The organism is Jeotgalibaca ciconiae (genome assembly GCF_003955755.1).
GTDB classification, from domain to species: Bacteria; Bacillota; Bacilli; order Lactobacillales; family Aerococcaceae; genus Jeotgalibaca; species Jeotgalibaca ciconiae.
Genome location: NZ_CP034465.1, coordinates 2,064,532 through 2,080,578 on the forward strand (window position 1 = coordinate 2,064,532; position 16,047 = coordinate 2,080,578).

Consider the following 16,047-nt stretch of genomic DNA (forward strand, 5'->3'; position numbering starts at 1 on the left):
AATATTTAATGAGTGAAGAAAATTGGGATATGTATGATTACATCTTAGAGTCTAAAGATGCGGTAAGAAGTATTGTAAAACATAAGGATCAAATATTAGAAAAAGCGGTCGAATACTTCTTTTCAAAAAAAATTAATAGAATGTATATTGTTGGTTCCGGCACTAGTTATCACGCTGGTTTAGCGGCTCAAAGTGTCATTGAAAAGATTCTGGATATTCCAATTGTTGTTCAATACCCAATGGAATTTAAAGACCAAGAGTTTCTTCCCGATTCCGATACATTAGTTGTTGGTATTTCACATGCGGGAAGATCGACATCTACCATATCAGCTTTAGATAAAGCTAGAGAAAAAGGATATGCCACGATTGCTGCCACTGCAGAAAAAAATAAGCCGATATTAGAACATGCAGATTGTTCCGTTGAAATCGCTATTGGTCCCGAATATGCAGGGCCAAAAACGAAAGGATATATCGGAACGGTGGCTACTTTAGTTTTATTCGCTTTAGAAATAGCGTTAAAAATGAACAAAATAACGGATGCTGAATATGAAAAATATGTAGATGAAGTGTTAGAAACAACGGATCAAATTCCTGCAATCGCTGAAGCAAGTGTAAAATGGTATGAAGATAATAAACAAGAGCTTATTAAATCGAGAAGGATCATTATTGTGGGATATGAGCAATGTAAATCTGCCTTACTAGAAGGAACCCTAAAAGTCTTGGAAGCAGTTCGTTATAGTGTAACCGGATATGAAATGGAAGAATTCATGCATGGCGTATACCATTCTATTGATGAGGACACTTACATGCTTTATATAGGCTGTGAAGGACAGTACTATGATCGAATGATCAATATGAAGAACTACTTTGAAAAAGAAAGAGGAAATAAAAATTTCGTAATAACATCGGACGAAGGGCAAGTCACTAATAAAAACAATTTAGTGTATGATTTTAAAAATAATCATTACTTTGCTTCTTTAGAGTATGTGGTTCCATTCCAAGTCCTAGCTAGGAAATTATCTCTCGACTTAGGCATTGATTGCAATGTTTCTTCTGATCCACACTTCCATAAAAAAATGGGAAGTTATACCTATTAACAGGTTTATACGATGCCACGCTTAATTTGGTGTGGCTCGTTTTTTGAATAGTTAAGGAGTAGGCACATGGCAAAAAGAGGGTATTTTTATGTAGTACTTAGTGCTATTTTATTCGGATTAGTTCCTTTATTAACGAAATATATATATATGAGTGGTGGCAACGCAATCAGCGTTTTATTTTATAGAAATTTATTTTCGTTGATTATTTTAGTATTTCTTATTCCCAAGAAGAATATGAGAGAAGCTGTACCAATTAATAAAGTCATCTGGATTTTTTTTGTTTCTATACTGGTAGGAATGACCACGTTACTTTTAAATAAATCCTACGAACTTATTCCTACAGGTATAGCTACCAATATACACTTTTTCTATCCAATTATAATTGCGATTATTTCTCGGATCTTTTTTAAGAACCGATTAGGATATAAAAATTACTTCTCAATTATTATTATAATAGTAGGGTTATTTTTTTTAATGGGATTCAGCAAAGGATTTAATTTATACGGAGGAATTCTAGCTCTACTTTCAGCCGTAACTTACGGATTATACATCCTATTAATGGAAAAAAAAGAACTTGCAGAATTAAATGTATATATAACTACTTTTCTTCTAGCTTTTTTTATTGTTTTGCAAATATTATTGTTACATTTTAGCTTCTCTTCAATTAACCTTCATATGGAATTAAAAGCAATGTTATTTTCATTCTTATTAGCTATTTGTTCTTCTCTCTTTGGTGTGGTATTTTTACAAAAAGGAATTCTGATATTGGGAAGTACAAAAGCAAGTATGTTATGTCTGTTTGAGCCACTTGTGTCATTAGTATGTGGAATCATTTTTTTAAGAGAAGAAGTAAAGACGTTCACAATCATGGGCTGTATATTTTTGCTATTTGGTTTATATCTCTTTTTTTCTGATAAGGAAGAGGCTGATGAAAAAGTACCTCTGGCATGATTATTGGAAGTTCTCTTTGCTGTACATTTATCTAAAAATATAAGATTACAAATATAAATCAAACACTCAAGGAGGAGAATAATGATGAAAGCTGTTATTTTTGATATGGATGGCGTAATCGTAGATACCGAACCTATTTACTTTGAACGACTTTATAAATTTCTCTTACATAATGATTTACAACCAGATAAAGAAGAATTGAATAAAGTAGTTGGCTCTAGCAGTGTAGACGCGTGGGATATTATTCAAAACATATGGGGAAAGGAAATGGACAGGACTCAATATGATGAAGCTTACAAAGAGTTTTATAAAGATCATCCCATTAACTTTCAAAATATAATGGATAAAGATTTACTTTTAGTCCTAGACTGGTTAACTAAAAGGAACTATAGAATCGGTCTGGCATCTTCCTCTTCTTATTCAAATATTATGGAAGTTCTAAAACAATGTAATATTCGTCATTACTTTCATTCTGTATTAAGCGGAGAAATGTTTAAACAATCAAAGCCACATCCTGAGATTTATCTAAAAACTGCAGAAAAGTTACAAGTACATCCTGAAGAATGCTTAGTAGTTGAAGATTCGACCTATGGCATTACAGCAGGAAAGGAAGCCGGTATGCTTGTTCTTGCTAAAAGAGACAGTCGATTTAATTTTGACCAAAATATTGCCGATAAAAAGATCCATCGATTAAAAGAAGTTATTACAGAGGTAGAAGTTTTAGCAAATAAAAATGTATAAGGTGTTGCTGTCTGCTTAAGCAAATGTTTTTTAACTCAGTTAAAAAAACTATTTTGGAGCTCGATAACTAGCAGCAGAATCTGATCATCTAATCGAGACTAAAAAGATTTTTGACCAGAGTTAAAATAAGGAAATGAGCTGAAAATCTAAAAATATGAGAGTGGGGAAAAAGGGCGTTTAGCTCCGAAACTTCTAACGCATATCACATCTCTAAGCTGCTGGGATTTTTTTCAGTCTCATTATAAAATCTCCATTAAGAAAAGATTATTTAAACGGAATGGTGGCAGAGAAACAATATTCAAGGTGGCCAAGCTCCTGGAAGTACAACACAACCTTTTGTGAAGAAATAAAAAGAAAGGCCCTATAAATTGAACTCTTTAATAAGAGATTCTTTATAGGGCTTTTTTTCACTATTGCGCAGGCTAATGACTTAATTTAATCGTTTGAATTCCTTATTTTTTTATCTATCTCTTAGATATTTCAATGATTTCTTTTAAATATTTCATCGCTTTAAAAATTTGATCATTTTGACAAATTTTTAGATAGGCGTTTTTTAGAGCTAGGGATTATAATTTTTTTCAATCATCAATTTCTAATAAGCTATGTTAAGATAAAAATAAAAATATCTAATCAAAAGGAGATGTAAGAAGTATGTACAGCGTAAAGGATAAACAGTTCCATTGTGATAACTGTGAAAAAGTCATCGTAACAGGAGAAAAATGTTGGGTAAAATGGGGATTTCCTCCTAGTCATTTAAGAACGCAGACAATGCCTGCTAAAGTGTTTGAATTTGAAAACTCCCCAATCATTTGTAGTGAATGTACAAATAAAGATTTAAAGTTTTCGGATTTTTAATTTTTTTCAGTCGGTGGTATATTGCTTTTCAGTTGGCTTGCCAAGCTTATGACTGATGGGGCGGACTCTCCTGAATCTTGTCGGAAGTTAAGATGGTTTTTTCTGATCTAAAAAAGTTATGAATTTTCTGAAGTCGCATGAAGTCTCACTTGAAGGAGCTTGAGAGTCCAACTCAATTCAATTTTCAACAGTTGCAAGCCCTATTTTGTTTTCAACTGTCGAATTCACCGCAAAAGCAACAGTTGCAAGGTCTATTTCAATTTCAACTGTCGAATTTACCATAAAAACAACAGTTGCAAGCAAAAATCTGTTTTCAACTGACGAATAGCACCTCTTACCTCATCTGAAAACTAAAATATCTTCTTGGATATCAATCAAGGGCACAGACAATGCCTGCCAAGGTGTTTCAGTTAGCCAATTGAAGCAAAAGTGTCAAAGCAGTCAAGAATAGAAAGACCATACTAATAATCAGTATATGAATTTTACGGTACAAAACAATATAAGCAATAAATTCTCGGATAAAAGCATTGGGCCAAAAATAGAAAGCAGTCTTTGATCCAATTCCTTGTGCTTTTAGTCCGGCTCTTTTCGCGTAGATTCCTGCTCTTAATAAATGAAAGTTATTGGTCACATATACAGCTTGATAGTCAGCAGACGTATATTCTTCCATTTTTTGTTTTGAAAAACGCATGTTTTCCGCTGTGTTAATCGATTGATCTTCCAGGATGCTATCTTCCTCTGGCAAACCTTTTCGGAAGGCAAAGTTCGCCATAGCCTTCGCTTCAGAAGCCGTCTCGTTGGGTCCTTGTCCACCTGAAAAAATGATTTTGGCCCGCTTTCCAGTCTTTTCTTTTTGTTTGTAATAAAAAGCGAGAGCTTTGTTGACTCTGCTTTGCAATAATGGCGGTACTTCATCTCCATTTATCAATCCACTTCCCAAAACGATAATAAAATCTTTATCATGCTTAGGAAAATACACTTGATAAAGCATGGAAGAGACAAAGAATTCTATAAAGAAAAAGGAAATATAGTAAATACAAAAATAGGAAAAAGTAAAAAGAAAGCCTAGTTGTTCTGGAAGATGATCTTGAATCTGAAAAAACGACAAAATAAACAAGCCTAAGATTCCTATGCCGACTGCTAAAGTTAAAGAATTACGCAGACTCCTACCTTCTTTTTTAAAGAGAATCCTTGCATTTATAAAAGAGAAGATCATCAATGCAAATCCGCCCGTCAAAAGAAAGAGGAGTCCAAGAATCGTGATGACGATAAAAATCCAAAAAATAATAGGAGGACGTGATGTGATTGCTTCGTAAGCCAGTGATAGATATAGGCTGAATAAAAATAAAGATAAAAAGAACCCATTGCTTACTTTTCGCCTGTCCTGTAGATAAATGATTAAAAAAACGATAAATAAAATAGCCGTAATAGTATGTATCATCCTTTTCTCCTTCCTGCCAAAGTAGAACAAAGTCTTTTCCTTACTAACAAGTTACTATAAAACAAATAAATTTACTATTGAAACACCTACCTCCGCGCCAATTTGCTTCAGGCTGGAAAAAGAAATTAAAACCTACAAGTAAATTCTCATTCGCATTTTTCAACGTTGATGTTAAAATACAAATATCATGCTCATAATAATGTAGTAATCTTACTTTTCTTTATAAAATGTGTCTAAATCTGACATTTCTTGAAAGGAGAAAGCAATGGAAGAATCGATATTTTTATTAAAGCAACCCAACGCTACAATCTCTGACTGTTATTTTTCTTATTGTGGATTTGCAAAAACTGAACCAAAGCACAGCTTTGGACCGGCTATCCGCGATCAATATCTGATCCATATCATTTTAGAAGGTGAAGGCTATTACACCATCAAAAATCAAAAGTATTACTTAAGAAAAGGGCAGGGTTTCGTTATCCCGCCTAAAACGTCAACCTTCTACCAAGCAGATGAACAACATCCTTGGAGCTATGTATGGATGGGAATAGGCGGAAGTATGATGGAGACTTATCTAGAGCATCTAGGGATCAAGGAAAACCGTCTATCTTTTGATGTTAGAAATTTAAATGATTTCAAAGCCACTGTGTTTGAGTGTTTTGCTTATGAACAAGATGACTTAATTAATGAGATTGTGTTACAAAAACAGGTGTATAAGTTTTTAGAGCTGCTGATAAAGTCATCAGCCATTCCTAAACAAGAAATTGTCACCAGAAAAATGAACCCCTATGTCAGTCAAGCATTAGAAATCATCAACAAATATGCAAGCAAGAATATATCAGTGGGGAGTATCTCAGAAGAATTATCGATTAATCCAAGTTATCTATCTCGTTTGTTTAAAAAAGATATTGGAAGCACGATCAAAGAGTACATCAATGAAATTCGTATTACGACTGGGAATGATTTGCTCACGTCAACAGATCATTCAATCCATGAAATCAGCGAGATGATTGGGTTCTCCAGCCCGCAGGCATTTTCAAAGGCCTTTAAACAGGTTCGAGGAGTTTCTCCAACCATTTACCGGAAGAATCGAATTGGCTTAGCAAATATTTCGAATGGGAAAACCACAGATTAAGCTAGTGACTTTTGCGTCATTAAATAGTCTCAGCTAATGCTTCCTCCTAAGATCATGTCAAATTTGACTAAATTTGTGTTCTGAAAAACGCTTACCGGAACTGGAAGCGTTTTTTACAATGTAGTTAGTTAAAGAAGGAGGAACAATCAATGTTAAAAGAAAACCAAGCAACGATTCATTTTCGTACTGAAACGAATCAATTTCACTTAAGCAATGGGAAAGTAAGCTATATTTTTAAAGCTTCTTCTGATGGGAAACTGCTCCACTTATATTATGGTAAAGCTCTGCCGGAAAGCGATTATAGTCATTTGGTTGAAATGCATCATCGTCCAATGACGACTTATCGCCAAGAAAATGACCTGCTATATTCCTTAGAACATTTAAAACAAGAATTTCCAGAATATGGCACTACTGATTTTCGCCATCCTGGGATTTCGTTGAGACAAGAAAATGGCTCAAAAATAACAAATTTTACCTACCTAAAACATGAAATCATTGATGGGAAACCTGGGTTGGAAGATTTGCCAGCAACTTATGTTGAAAATAATTCTGAAGCTAAGACCTTGATCGTCACACTAAAAGATGAACTAACAAAGGTGGAAGTTGAATTACTCTATACCATTTTTAGTGAACTGGCAGTAATTACGCGCAGTGCTCGTGTAATCAATAGAGGAGAACAGACACAGGCGATTGAACAGCTTGCAAGTCTGTCATTGGATTTGCCGGATGCTGATTATGATTGGATTCAATTATCAGGGGCGTGGGGAAGAGAACGAGCAATGAAAGAACGTTCGCTGCAACAAGGAATTCAGTCCATTGAATCCACCAGAGGTATTTCAAGCCATCAGCATAATCCCTTTGTAGCATTGAAAAGAAAGACTGCAGATGAATTTCAAGGTGAGGTTATCGGATTATCTTTTGTCTATTCAGGGAATTTTCTGATTCAAGCAGAAGTAGATACCTGGGATGTAACAAGATTACAAGTGGGCATGAACCCATTTTGCTTTGAATGGAAGCTGGAAGCTGGCGAAGCTTTTACGAGTCCAGAAGCGATCCTTGTTTATTCTGATCAAGGATTGAATGGCATGAGCCACTCTTTCCATCAATTATTTAGAAAGCGTTTAGCACGAGGAGAATGGCGTGAAAAAGACCGGCCAGTTCTAATTAATAACTGGGAAGCAACTTATTTTGACTTTGATGAAGAAAAACTGGTGAGTATTGCAGAAAAAGCACATGATGTTGGTGTGGAACTATTTGTATTGGATGATGGCTGGTTTGGGGAAAGAAACAATGATTTCGCCGGATTAGGCGATTGGTTCGAGAATAAGGAACGTTTACCGAAAGGAATCGATAGCCTAGCGGAGAGAATACGCAGTTTAGGAATGAAGTTTGGTTTATGGTTTGAACCAGAGATGGTTAATAAAGACAGCGAACTATTCCGTGAACATCCCGATTGGCTGATACATACGCCGAACCGCAAAGAAAACCATGGCCGCAATCAATTTGTGTTGAACTTTGGTGTGAAGGAAGTAGTAGATAACATCTTTCTTCAAATGAGCGAGATCATCGATAAATCGAAGTTGGACTACATTAAATGGGATATGAATCGTCCGTTGACGGATGTATACGATCACCGTTTAGATGCTGGTCAGCAAGGCGAAGTATTCCATCGATACGTTTTGGGGGTATATCGCTTATATGAAATGTTAGTAACTAAATATCCAAATGTCTTATTCGAATCTTGTTCATCAGGTGGTGGAAGATTTGATCCAGGTATGTTGTATTATGCCCCACAAACTTGGACAAGTGACGATTCTGATGCAATTGAGCGCTTGAAGATTCAATACGGAACTAGTTTGTTGTACCCTGTATCCTCCATAGGCGCTCATGTCTCAATGGTTCCGAACCATCAAACCAATCGAATCACTCCAATTGAAACTCGCGGAAATGTTGCATTCTTTGGAGCCTTTGGTTATGAATTAGATTTGAATCAGTTAAAAGAAAATGAACTGGATATTGTCAAGGAACAAATTAAATTCTATAAAAAATACCGTTCCGTGATTCATAACGGCACCTTCCATCGCTTGCTTTCTCCTTTTGATCATGACAACCAAACAGCCTGGATGGTGGTAAGTGAAGATCAAACAACAGCCATTGTCGCACATTATAAGACTTTGAATGAAGTGAATCGCTCCTATCAGCGAATGAAACTGGAAGGGTTAAATGCCGATGCGGACTATCAAATTGACGGGAAAATGTATTCGGGAACAGAATTGATGAATGCAGGATTGGTTATTACCGACGCTTCCAGCGGACAAATTAATGAACAAAATAATCGGGCAGAAACGCATGATTTTGATTCGCGCGTATGGGTTCTGACACAAGAGGGGAAATAATAGATGGAGAATCAAAAAGGAAACTTACAAAAAGTTGCCGTACTGGGTATTTCTTTAATGCTGACGAGCTCTCAAGCGATTAATGGTGTAATCCCTCAAATGAGAGAAGCATTGAATATATCGCAAAGCCAAACCGAATTATTAGGTACGGCTCCAAGTGTTACGGTTATTCTGTTTATTTTATTATCTAGTTACGTTGCAAATAAATTGGGGATGAAGAGAACCATTGTTGTCGGTTTGATATTAGCAGGGATCGGTGGAATTCTGCCTGTCTTCGTTTCGAATTTTACAATGGTATTAATCAGTAGAATTATTTTAGGAGCCGGTCTGGGACTATATAATTCTTTAGCGGTCACTTACATTAGCGCCTTATATACTGGAAACACACGTGCCTCACTACTGGGAATGAGAAATTCGATGGAAGCAATCGGCCAAACAGTCTTGATATTTCTTGCCGGTCTATTGGTGAATATTAGTTGGACAGCCTCTTTTAGTGTTTATGCAATCGCATTTCCCATTGCGCTTTTATTTGCCTTAAAAGTACCGGAGATAGAGATTGTAGAATCAGAAAAAGGCACAACAAAAGAGAAGATGAATCCAGCCGTCTATGTGCTTGTATTATTTGCCATTTTGCTGGTAATGAACAGTATAGCTATTTCAGTGCGATTTTCTTCTATAGCCACTGAAATAAAGGGGATCGGTTTCAATGCAAGTAATTATCTTGCCTTGATGCCAATATTAGGAATCGTAGCGGGATTTGTTTTTGGTTCAGTGAATCGAAAATTCGGAAATGCCACCCTCTATCTAGGTGTTGGTTTCATTATCGCGTCAAACTTATTAATTGCCATATCTAGCGGCAACATGCTGCTGTTACTACTGGGACTATTTTTATCAAGCATTCCAGGATCGTGGTGTTTTCCATTTATCTTCAGTAATTTGGATCAAATCACAACGAAGAATACAGTGAATTTTGCTACGTCATTGATTTTTATTGGATGCAATATAGGAAACTTCATGGCGCCGATTGCGATGAGCATCGCCCAAGTGATGACAGCCAGCGAAGAATTGACTGCACCTTTCTATATTTTTGCGATCCTATTTGCAATCGTTCTTCTAGTGGTGGTTTTTAGTAACCAAAAGAATTCTCGAAAAACAATTAACCAAAATATTTAAAGCTTATAATACCAAGCCCGTCAGGCTATTTTTAAACGCACTAATTTAAAAATAAATTACTTTAAAAAAGCGGTTCCATTTTTAGGGGAATAGTGTATAATAAAGACATGCCAAAAAACTTGAAGAGCTTTTAACGAGCTTCTCCAATAATTTTTGACATATCATAAATCCCCCCAAAGATTTATGGAAAAAAGCAGTTGCATTTATGCAGCTGCTTTTTTTTGTGGCTAGAAAAATTTTTGTAGCCATTCCAAACTACACCTTCCCGGTGAATTTCAACCACCGTTTATACGGACAAAACAGTGTCCCTCGCTATTTGACAGGAAACCCAAAAGCGGAAATTCAATCCAAAATCTCCTTTGAAATCCAAAATCCATTTGCAAAAACCAAAAATACCCATAAAACATCTTCTATAAATGAAAAACGGCTTTCAAAACCACACCATCCTACAAACCTCTTCCTAAATCAATCCAAGTTCAATTTTCACCTTCAAAATACGTAATACTGCGGCATCGATAACTTCTTCCGGGATGCGTCCGTCTTCAACTGCTGCGATAACGGCAGGGATTTGAATCAAGAAGTCAGAGCTAATTAAAACGTCATTTCCTGCTAATACTGCTAATACAGCGGCCTCTTCAACCGTGGCAAAGGCCTGAAGACCGTCCATAATTAAATCGTCAGTCATAATCATTCCTTCAAATCCCATGTCATCACGAAGGACGGCAATGACTTTGGGAGATAAGGTGGCAGGCCAGTCAGGGTCAATCGCTGTCATCACGTTATGGGCAACGAGAATAGCTTGGCTGCCGTTATTTATTCCTGTTTGGAAAGGGATGAGGTCTCGTTCTTTTAATGTCTCCAGCGAGCGGCCATCGTAGGCGACACCTGTATGAGTATCAACATTACTGCCATAACCTGGGAAATGTTTCAAGACTGTTCCAACCTTGTCATTGGTATAGGATGAGACAAAAAGTTCAGTGAACTTCGTAACGTCTGCTAACTCAGTTGAGAAGGCCCTATGGTACATAAAATCATCAGAGCTATTCGGCATATCCACGACGGGTGCCAAATTCAAATTGAATCCCAAGCTTTTTAGTAACATAGCTTGTTCATGGGCGAAGTCTTCGACACTGGACCAACCACCTTCTTCAAAGGCTTGTCTTGGTGTTACAAATGGCGTTTCTCTATATTGAGGAAACGAACTGATTCGAACCACATCGCCGCCTTCTTCGTCGACAGCCATAAACAAATCAATCGACATGTCTGCTTGAATGGCATCAATTTCACTTTGAACAATCTGAGGATCTTTTTCGCTGAAATCTTTTGCAAACCAGATATAGCCGCCTAAATCGTAATTAATGGCATAAGCAAGAGAATCTTCATCAGGATATCGTGCGAGAAACATTTGACCCACTTTTTCGTCAAGTGTCATTGTTTCTAACAGTTCATTTTCACGACTTGCAGCAGTATCTTCTACCGTACTTTCTTCAATCAACTGAGAGGATTTCTCAGATTCAATCACCGATGACTCTGATCCAACAACAGATTCATCGTCAACCGTTTGTTCCCCGCAAGATACCAATAAAAACAACACTACTGTATATAAAAAATTGAGTAAGATATTCTTCTGTTTATACATGTTTCAACCACCTTATCTTTTGTCCGTATCTTTGTATTATAACAAACACAACAGCTTTAACCATTTTATTTTTAAAACGATTCATTATATATATAGCTCAATATATATCAAGATACATCTTATTTAAATATAATGATATTTTTCACATTTTGAAAATATAAAGATAGCTATTTTCAAGGAAATGCAGAAAAACGCGGGTAATTTGATATAATGGATGAAGTGTGGAAAAAATAAAAAGGAGGAAGATTAATTGGTACAGAAATGTCCAAAGTGTTCATCAGTTTGTGATTCAGGCAGTAAGTTTTGTGAAAAGTGTGGCCATTCTTTAGCGTCAACGAATAAGCCAACACCACAAAATGGAAAAAGCAACAAGAAATTATTTAAGGCAATTGCCTTTTTAGGAGTCCTTGGTGTGTTAGCTGCTACAGTAACCTATATGCTTAACGCAAACGCATTAAAGGGAGAATGGTTAGTCTATCAAGATGGCATTGAATACTTAAAAGTGTCGATTCCCAATAAAGAAGAATTTGTGTTCAGTTATTTAGACGAAGAAGTGGATGCAGAGATTGATGTTTACTATGAATTTAATAATCCACAGTCTAAAAACGAACCATACGCACTCAGTCAACCTTTGAGAGCTGAAATGACGATTCCTATCGCATCACTGAACGAGGAAGTGGGGAGTGAGTATTTTTCAGAACTAGGATTTATAGTCGAGACACACAATGACCAGTATGTTATGCACACTGAAAAACCGGAAGCTCTTGCTTACGTATCCGATAGTGAGCAAAAAATATATTTTTATGAAGTCAATGATACTATAGAGATTATCTACTCGCAGGACGATGAAGTGGACTTTGAAGTTGCTTTGCCAACTCATAAAAGGCCAGAAGAAGCAGAATATGTCAGCTTGTTTGAAGAAGTTCTTGATGAACTAAAAGCATCAGAAATAGACCATTCATCATCTGCAAAAGAAATTTTAGTAGAAATTAAAGAAACAGCACCAGATTCTAAACTGTTAGCTGCTTACTCAAAATTAAATGAACGAAATGAAGCCTTCTTAGCAGCTGTAAAAAATAAAGATAAAGCGCAACTTCAAGAGATTAGTGCGGAGATTGCGGAGCTGCCTTTGAGCAAACTGGGAGGTTTATACCAACATTATTTAGATAACACCGACATTCTGTTGAATCGTATCTCGCAGGCCGAAGCATTTGATCAGGCGGTTGCAAATGCACAAACGTCTTTCGATAATGGTGAAATGGAGGAAGCAGTTGGCCATCTAAGTATAGATGGGGATATAGCAGAAACAGTCGAGAGCTATTATCCAGAGTCTTTTAAGGTATTTGAGACCTTAATCGAAAAGATTGATGGAGAAAAATATGGCTTTATAACGATTGATGATTTCTATGGCTATTGGACCAGTTATCCTAGCTACACATCTGAGAGTGAAACAATGGGAAAGCCAGTTTTTTATTTGTCGGAAACATTAGCGATTACCGCGATTAATCATGGTGAAATGAGTGTATCTGCCGTCCTTTCATCAAATGTAAACAAAAATGTAGCGACCATTACCAATCAGCCGGCTAACAGCGGCATGATGTATTCGGAAGAAGAAAAGAATCTAGGTGAGTGGACTTACGATATCTTTTTAGAAAAGAACGAAGAGGGTAAAACACTGACATTTTCAACTAATCCTGACTTAACCTTTTATTATCAAGAAAATGAAGGAACTAATTCAGCTATTTACGATATGTTCGAAGAGAAAGGCAACGCCATCTATAACGCCTATTTAACGGAGCAATCAGACAAAGCGCTACTAGAAACCAATCCCGCTAGCTACCTGATAGGCAAAACGATTAAGGAAACAACAGCCGATTCAACAATTCTTTATGACTTTAGAGAAAAAAGTCCAAGTTCTAATCATAATGGCATTGGCGAACTCTGGTATTCACGCTCCACAACAAATGAACCAGATGACGTTCAAAGTCGAGGCATTCAATTTGCCATTCATGATATCACTTATCAAGACAACATTATTCGTGTAGAAGCAACTGAATTTATAAATGATACCTTGGATATTCCTATTTATTTCGAATATGTCTACTTAGGGGATAATTATCTCGGAGTCTACAATAGCGAAAGTGAACAAATGACAGCAACAGTCACCATCGAATAAAAAATAAAAATTATAAAGGAGTCATATAACATGATCATATGTCCAAATTGCCAAGCAGAAATGAATGAGGAGAGTAAATTTTGTACGGAGTGTGGCACGTCATTGGTGGAACAAGCCACACAACAAACACAACCTACTCAACAGCCTAATGCGAGTCAAATTACCATCACAGCACCCAATATTGATATTGATTTAACAGACGTAAAAAATAAGATGACCAATTACTGGCAATACCTTTTACAAACTGCTGTACATCCTAGCTCAAGTTTCGCTAACACCCATGCTATTATGGGATGGATTCAAGTTTCCGTTATCGCATTATTAACAACCTTTATTCTAGCTGTTTTTGCGAATGAATCGTATCTCGGATTAGGATTTATTGACTTTGTTAAAATATTCTTCGTTCAAGTGGCAGCAAGCCTTTGTCCGATACTCGTTAGCTTTTTAGTTGTTCGTTTTATGAAAAAAAATCCCATCAGCTTTAGCCAAGCAACCGCTCAATTTGGTGGATTATTGTCACTAAATGTCTTCATTCTTGCTTTAGTGCTTATCTTCAGTTTTTTATCACCATTTGGTTTGGCTGATTTGATTCTCTTACTATTAGGACTTACAGGTATTATCAATATAGCAGCCTTCAATATTTATCTATACAGCACGGATAACAATAGTAAAATAGATTCCTTCATCGCAACCATTATCGGAAACGTTGGTTACTTAATCTTAGCTGTCTTGATTATACGTATCTTATTAGGCCTTTACTTAGAAGGTATGAGCGGAGGGTATTTATTCGAAGGCATCATGTATGAACTATTTGGTAGTTATTAATACTTGTCGAGGAGAGAATCTAAAATGAAATTTTGTCCAAATTGTGGAACTGAAAATAATAGCGAAACACGATTTTGTAAAGAGTGTGGTCATGACTTTAATGGTGAGGTGAAAGAAACTCCACAACAAAAGTCGATAACCGTTACTAAACCGGATATGAAGGCACTAACGAAAACACAAAAAATAATTGCGGCTGTTGTAGTTGTCGCTCTATTAGCTTTACTCGGAGGCTATAAAATCGGTGAAAAAGCTTATAGTAAGGAGAGCCAAGTCGATAATTATATCGAAATATTAGCATCTGCCGACGCAGAACGAATTGCTGATGCCGTTAAGACGAATGATCCAAACTTTAAAGTAACAGCTGAATCGCTGGCACCCTATGTTCGTTACCTTGAAGAGAATAAAAGCTATGTCAGTCAAATTAGTAGCGCTCTACGACAAGACAGCTTGTACAATGGCGATGAAATCTATTTAGAGCAAAAGGGTAAGACCATGTTGTTTTTTGACAACTATGATCTGGTTATCAATCCAGTTTATTTCAACGTTGGTGTCAATGTTAAGGATGCTGCTATTAGTATCAATGGCGAGAACGTAGCAACTTCAACTGTGGAAGACTATACAACCGAAGTAGGGCCTTATGCCCCGGGTGTCTTTGAACTGAATGCTGCAGCTGAAATCAATGGTTACGAATTCGAGAATAAAACAAAAGAAACGATTCTATATAGCCACGAGTGGGATGCTTACCTTCATATTGAAGGGGTAGAATTCGAGGTATCAAGTAACCAAGATATTGCCGATGTTTATCTAGATGGCGAAAAGATTGGTAACTTAACAGACGGTTCTGGTACATTTGGACCGGTATCTTGGTCAGAAGGGATGATGTTAGAGTTAGGCATGGATTTCCCATCTGGTACCCTAAAATCAGAATCAGTGGAATTAAGTGATTATAATTATGATTATTATTACCTAAGCTTCCCCAATGACTTTAGTTACCAGACGGTTGTCGATGAGTTGTTTGGACCACTAACACGTAAAATTGTCTATATGTCTGAAGCAGACGAATCATCCTTAAAAGAAAAAGACAATGAGGATCTGGCTTCCTACTTAACTGGCGGAAAAGACAATGAACTATATACCCGTTTTACTGAATATGCCAAGGTATTTCGTGACAATGCCGATGCCAAATATTTGAGTTGGAACTTAGAAGTAACCGACATCACACAAACAGATGTGAATTTATATACGGTTACAATGGACTTCGAGCTGACAACGACTTATTCCTATGATTCAAACCGCGATGATTTAGAAGAAGCCTATGAGTATACCTTCATCATCGAATCATTTGAAGATTCTGATTCATGGGATGGGATTGGATTCACATTGAGCGAAATAACTAGTAAGGTTGATACGTTGAATTAATGGAGAAAGTGAAAAAGAAGTGAGAGTGGGAAAAAAGGCGATTACGCCACTATTATTCGTTAACACTAGAGGGGCCGGGAGTTTTTTCCCGGCCCCTACTTCTTTTTTGTGTGCTTGTGGCCACTCTAATAAATGAGAATCAGTACTTGGTTAATAACTATCTTTTCTCAAAGTATATGCAGAGTTAGAGACACGGCTATAA

The 16,047-nt window shown here is 36.5% G+C and carries 11 protein-coding genes; 9 read left to right on the plus strand and 2 right to left on the minus strand.

What is annotated here, in order from left to right:
- Window positions 1-8 precede the first annotated feature (8 nt).
- The 3 genes from EJN90_RS09655 to EJN90_RS09665 all read left to right on the plus strand — a co-directional run bounded on the left by EJN90_RS09655 (window position 9) and on the right by EJN90_RS09665 (window position 2,789).
- On the plus strand, window positions 9-1,097 hold the full coding sequence (locus EJN90_RS09655) for an SIS domain-containing protein (protein WP_126110721.1): 1,089 nt from the start codon (window positions 9-11) through the stop codon (window positions 1,095-1,097).
- Between the two features lie 66 nt (window positions 1,098-1,163).
- Window positions 1,164-2,048: a DMT family transporter gene (locus EJN90_RS09660; protein WP_126110723.1), complete on the plus strand. Its 885-nt coding sequence runs from the start codon at window positions 1,164-1,166 to the stop codon at window positions 2,046-2,048.
- A gap of 81 nt (window positions 2,049-2,129) precedes the next feature.
- Window positions 2,130-2,789 carry an HAD family hydrolase gene (locus tag EJN90_RS09665; RefSeq protein ID WP_126110725.1) on the plus strand — a complete coding sequence of 220 codons (660 nt, stop codon included), beginning with the start codon at window positions 2,130-2,132 and terminating at the stop codon, window positions 2,787-2,789.
- Between the two features lie 1,261 nt (window positions 2,790-4,050).
- Here EJN90_RS09665 and EJN90_RS09675 read toward each other — a convergent pair.
- Entirely contained in the window at window positions 4,051-5,085 is a 1,035-nt protein-coding gene (locus EJN90_RS09675) for a YdcF family protein (RefSeq protein WP_126110729.1), read from the minus strand.
- A 265-nt stretch (window positions 5,086-5,350) separates the two neighbouring features.
- On the opposite strand from EJN90_RS09675, the gene EJN90_RS09680 reads away from it, so the two are divergent.
- The 3 genes from EJN90_RS09680 (at window position 5,351) to EJN90_RS09690 (ending at window position 9,786) form a co-directional block, all read left to right on the plus strand.
- The gene (locus EJN90_RS09680; protein WP_126110731.1) at window positions 5,351-6,217 is read left to right on the plus strand and encodes an AraC family transcriptional regulator; all 867 of its coding nucleotides are present in this window, start codon (window positions 5,351-5,353) and stop codon (window positions 6,215-6,217) included.
- 149 nt (window positions 6,218-6,366) lie between these two features.
- Window positions 6,367-8,613, plus strand: coding sequence for an alpha-galactosidase (locus EJN90_RS09685; RefSeq protein WP_126110733.1), 2,247 nt, complete (start codon window positions 6,367-6,369; stop codon window positions 8,611-8,613).
- A gap of 3 nt (window positions 8,614-8,616) precedes the next feature.
- Window positions 8,617-9,786 (plus strand): MFS transporter, encoded by a 1,170-nt coding sequence (locus EJN90_RS09690; RefSeq protein ID WP_126110735.1) that lies wholly within the window; start codon window positions 8,617-8,619, stop codon window positions 9,784-9,786.
- Window positions 9,787-10,246: 460 nt separating this feature from the next.
- Here the strand turns inward: EJN90_RS09690 and EJN90_RS09695 are convergent, their stop codons facing one another.
- Entirely contained in the window at window positions 10,247-11,425 is a 1,179-nt protein-coding gene (locus EJN90_RS09695) for a glycoside hydrolase family 3 protein (protein ID WP_126110737.1), read from the minus strand.
- Between the two features lie 250 nt (window positions 11,426-11,675).
- Here EJN90_RS09695 and EJN90_RS09700 point away from each other — a divergent pair, with 250 nt between their 5' ends.
- From EJN90_RS09700 to EJN90_RS09710, 3 genes are read left to right on the plus strand one after another with little or no spacing between them, the layout of a single operon-like run.
- Entirely contained in the window at window positions 11,676-13,601 is a 1,926-nt protein-coding gene (locus tag EJN90_RS09700; protein WP_126110739.1) for a zinc ribbon domain-containing protein, read from the plus strand.
- A gap of 30 nt (window positions 13,602-13,631) precedes the next feature.
- A complete protein-coding gene (locus EJN90_RS09705) occupies window positions 13,632-14,426 on the plus strand; it encodes a zinc ribbon domain-containing protein (RefSeq protein WP_126110741.1) in 795 nt (264 codons plus the stop codon).
- Window positions 14,427-14,450: 24 nt separating this feature from the next.
- On the plus strand, window positions 14,451-15,845 hold the full coding sequence (locus EJN90_RS09710; RefSeq protein ID WP_126110743.1) for a zinc ribbon domain-containing protein: 1,395 nt from the start codon (window positions 14,451-14,453) through the stop codon (window positions 15,843-15,845).
- The last annotated feature ends 202 nt before the right edge of the window (window positions 15,846-16,047 follow it).

Coding starts and splice junctions, on each gene's coding strand:
- EJN90_RS09685 (WP_126110733.1), top strand. CDS start 6,367: ATGTTAAAAGAAAACCAAGCAACGATTCATTTTCGTACTGAAACGAAT.
- EJN90_RS09705 (WP_126110741.1), top strand. CDS start 13,632: ATGATCATATGTCCAAATTGCCAAGCAGAAATGAATGAGGAGAGTAAA.
- EJN90_RS09660 (WP_126110723.1), top strand. CDS start 1,164: ATGGCAAAAAGAGGGTATTTTTATGTAGTACTTAGTGCTATTTTATTC.
- EJN90_RS09690 (WP_126110735.1), top strand. CDS start 8,617: ATGGAGAATCAAAAAGGAAACTTACAAAAAGTTGCCGTACTGGGTATT.
- EJN90_RS09665 (WP_126110725.1), top strand. CDS start 2,130: ATGATGAAAGCTGTTATTTTTGATATGGATGGCGTAATCGTAGATACC.
- EJN90_RS09710 (WP_126110743.1), top strand. CDS start 14,451: ATGAAATTTTGTCCAAATTGTGGAACTGAAAATAATAGCGAAACACGA.
- EJN90_RS09655 (WP_126110721.1), top strand. CDS start 9: ATGAGTGAAGAAAATTGGGATATGTATGATTACATCTTAGAGTCTAAA.
- EJN90_RS09675 (WP_126110729.1), bottom strand. CDS start 5,085: ATGATACATACTATTACGGCTATTTTATTTATCGTTTTTTTAATCATT.
- EJN90_RS09695 (WP_126110737.1), bottom strand. CDS start 11,425: ATGTATAAACAGAAGAATATCTTACTCAATTTTTTATATACAGTAGTG.
- EJN90_RS09680 (WP_126110731.1), top strand. CDS start 5,351: ATGGAAGAATCGATATTTTTATTAAAGCAACCCAACGCTACAATCTCT.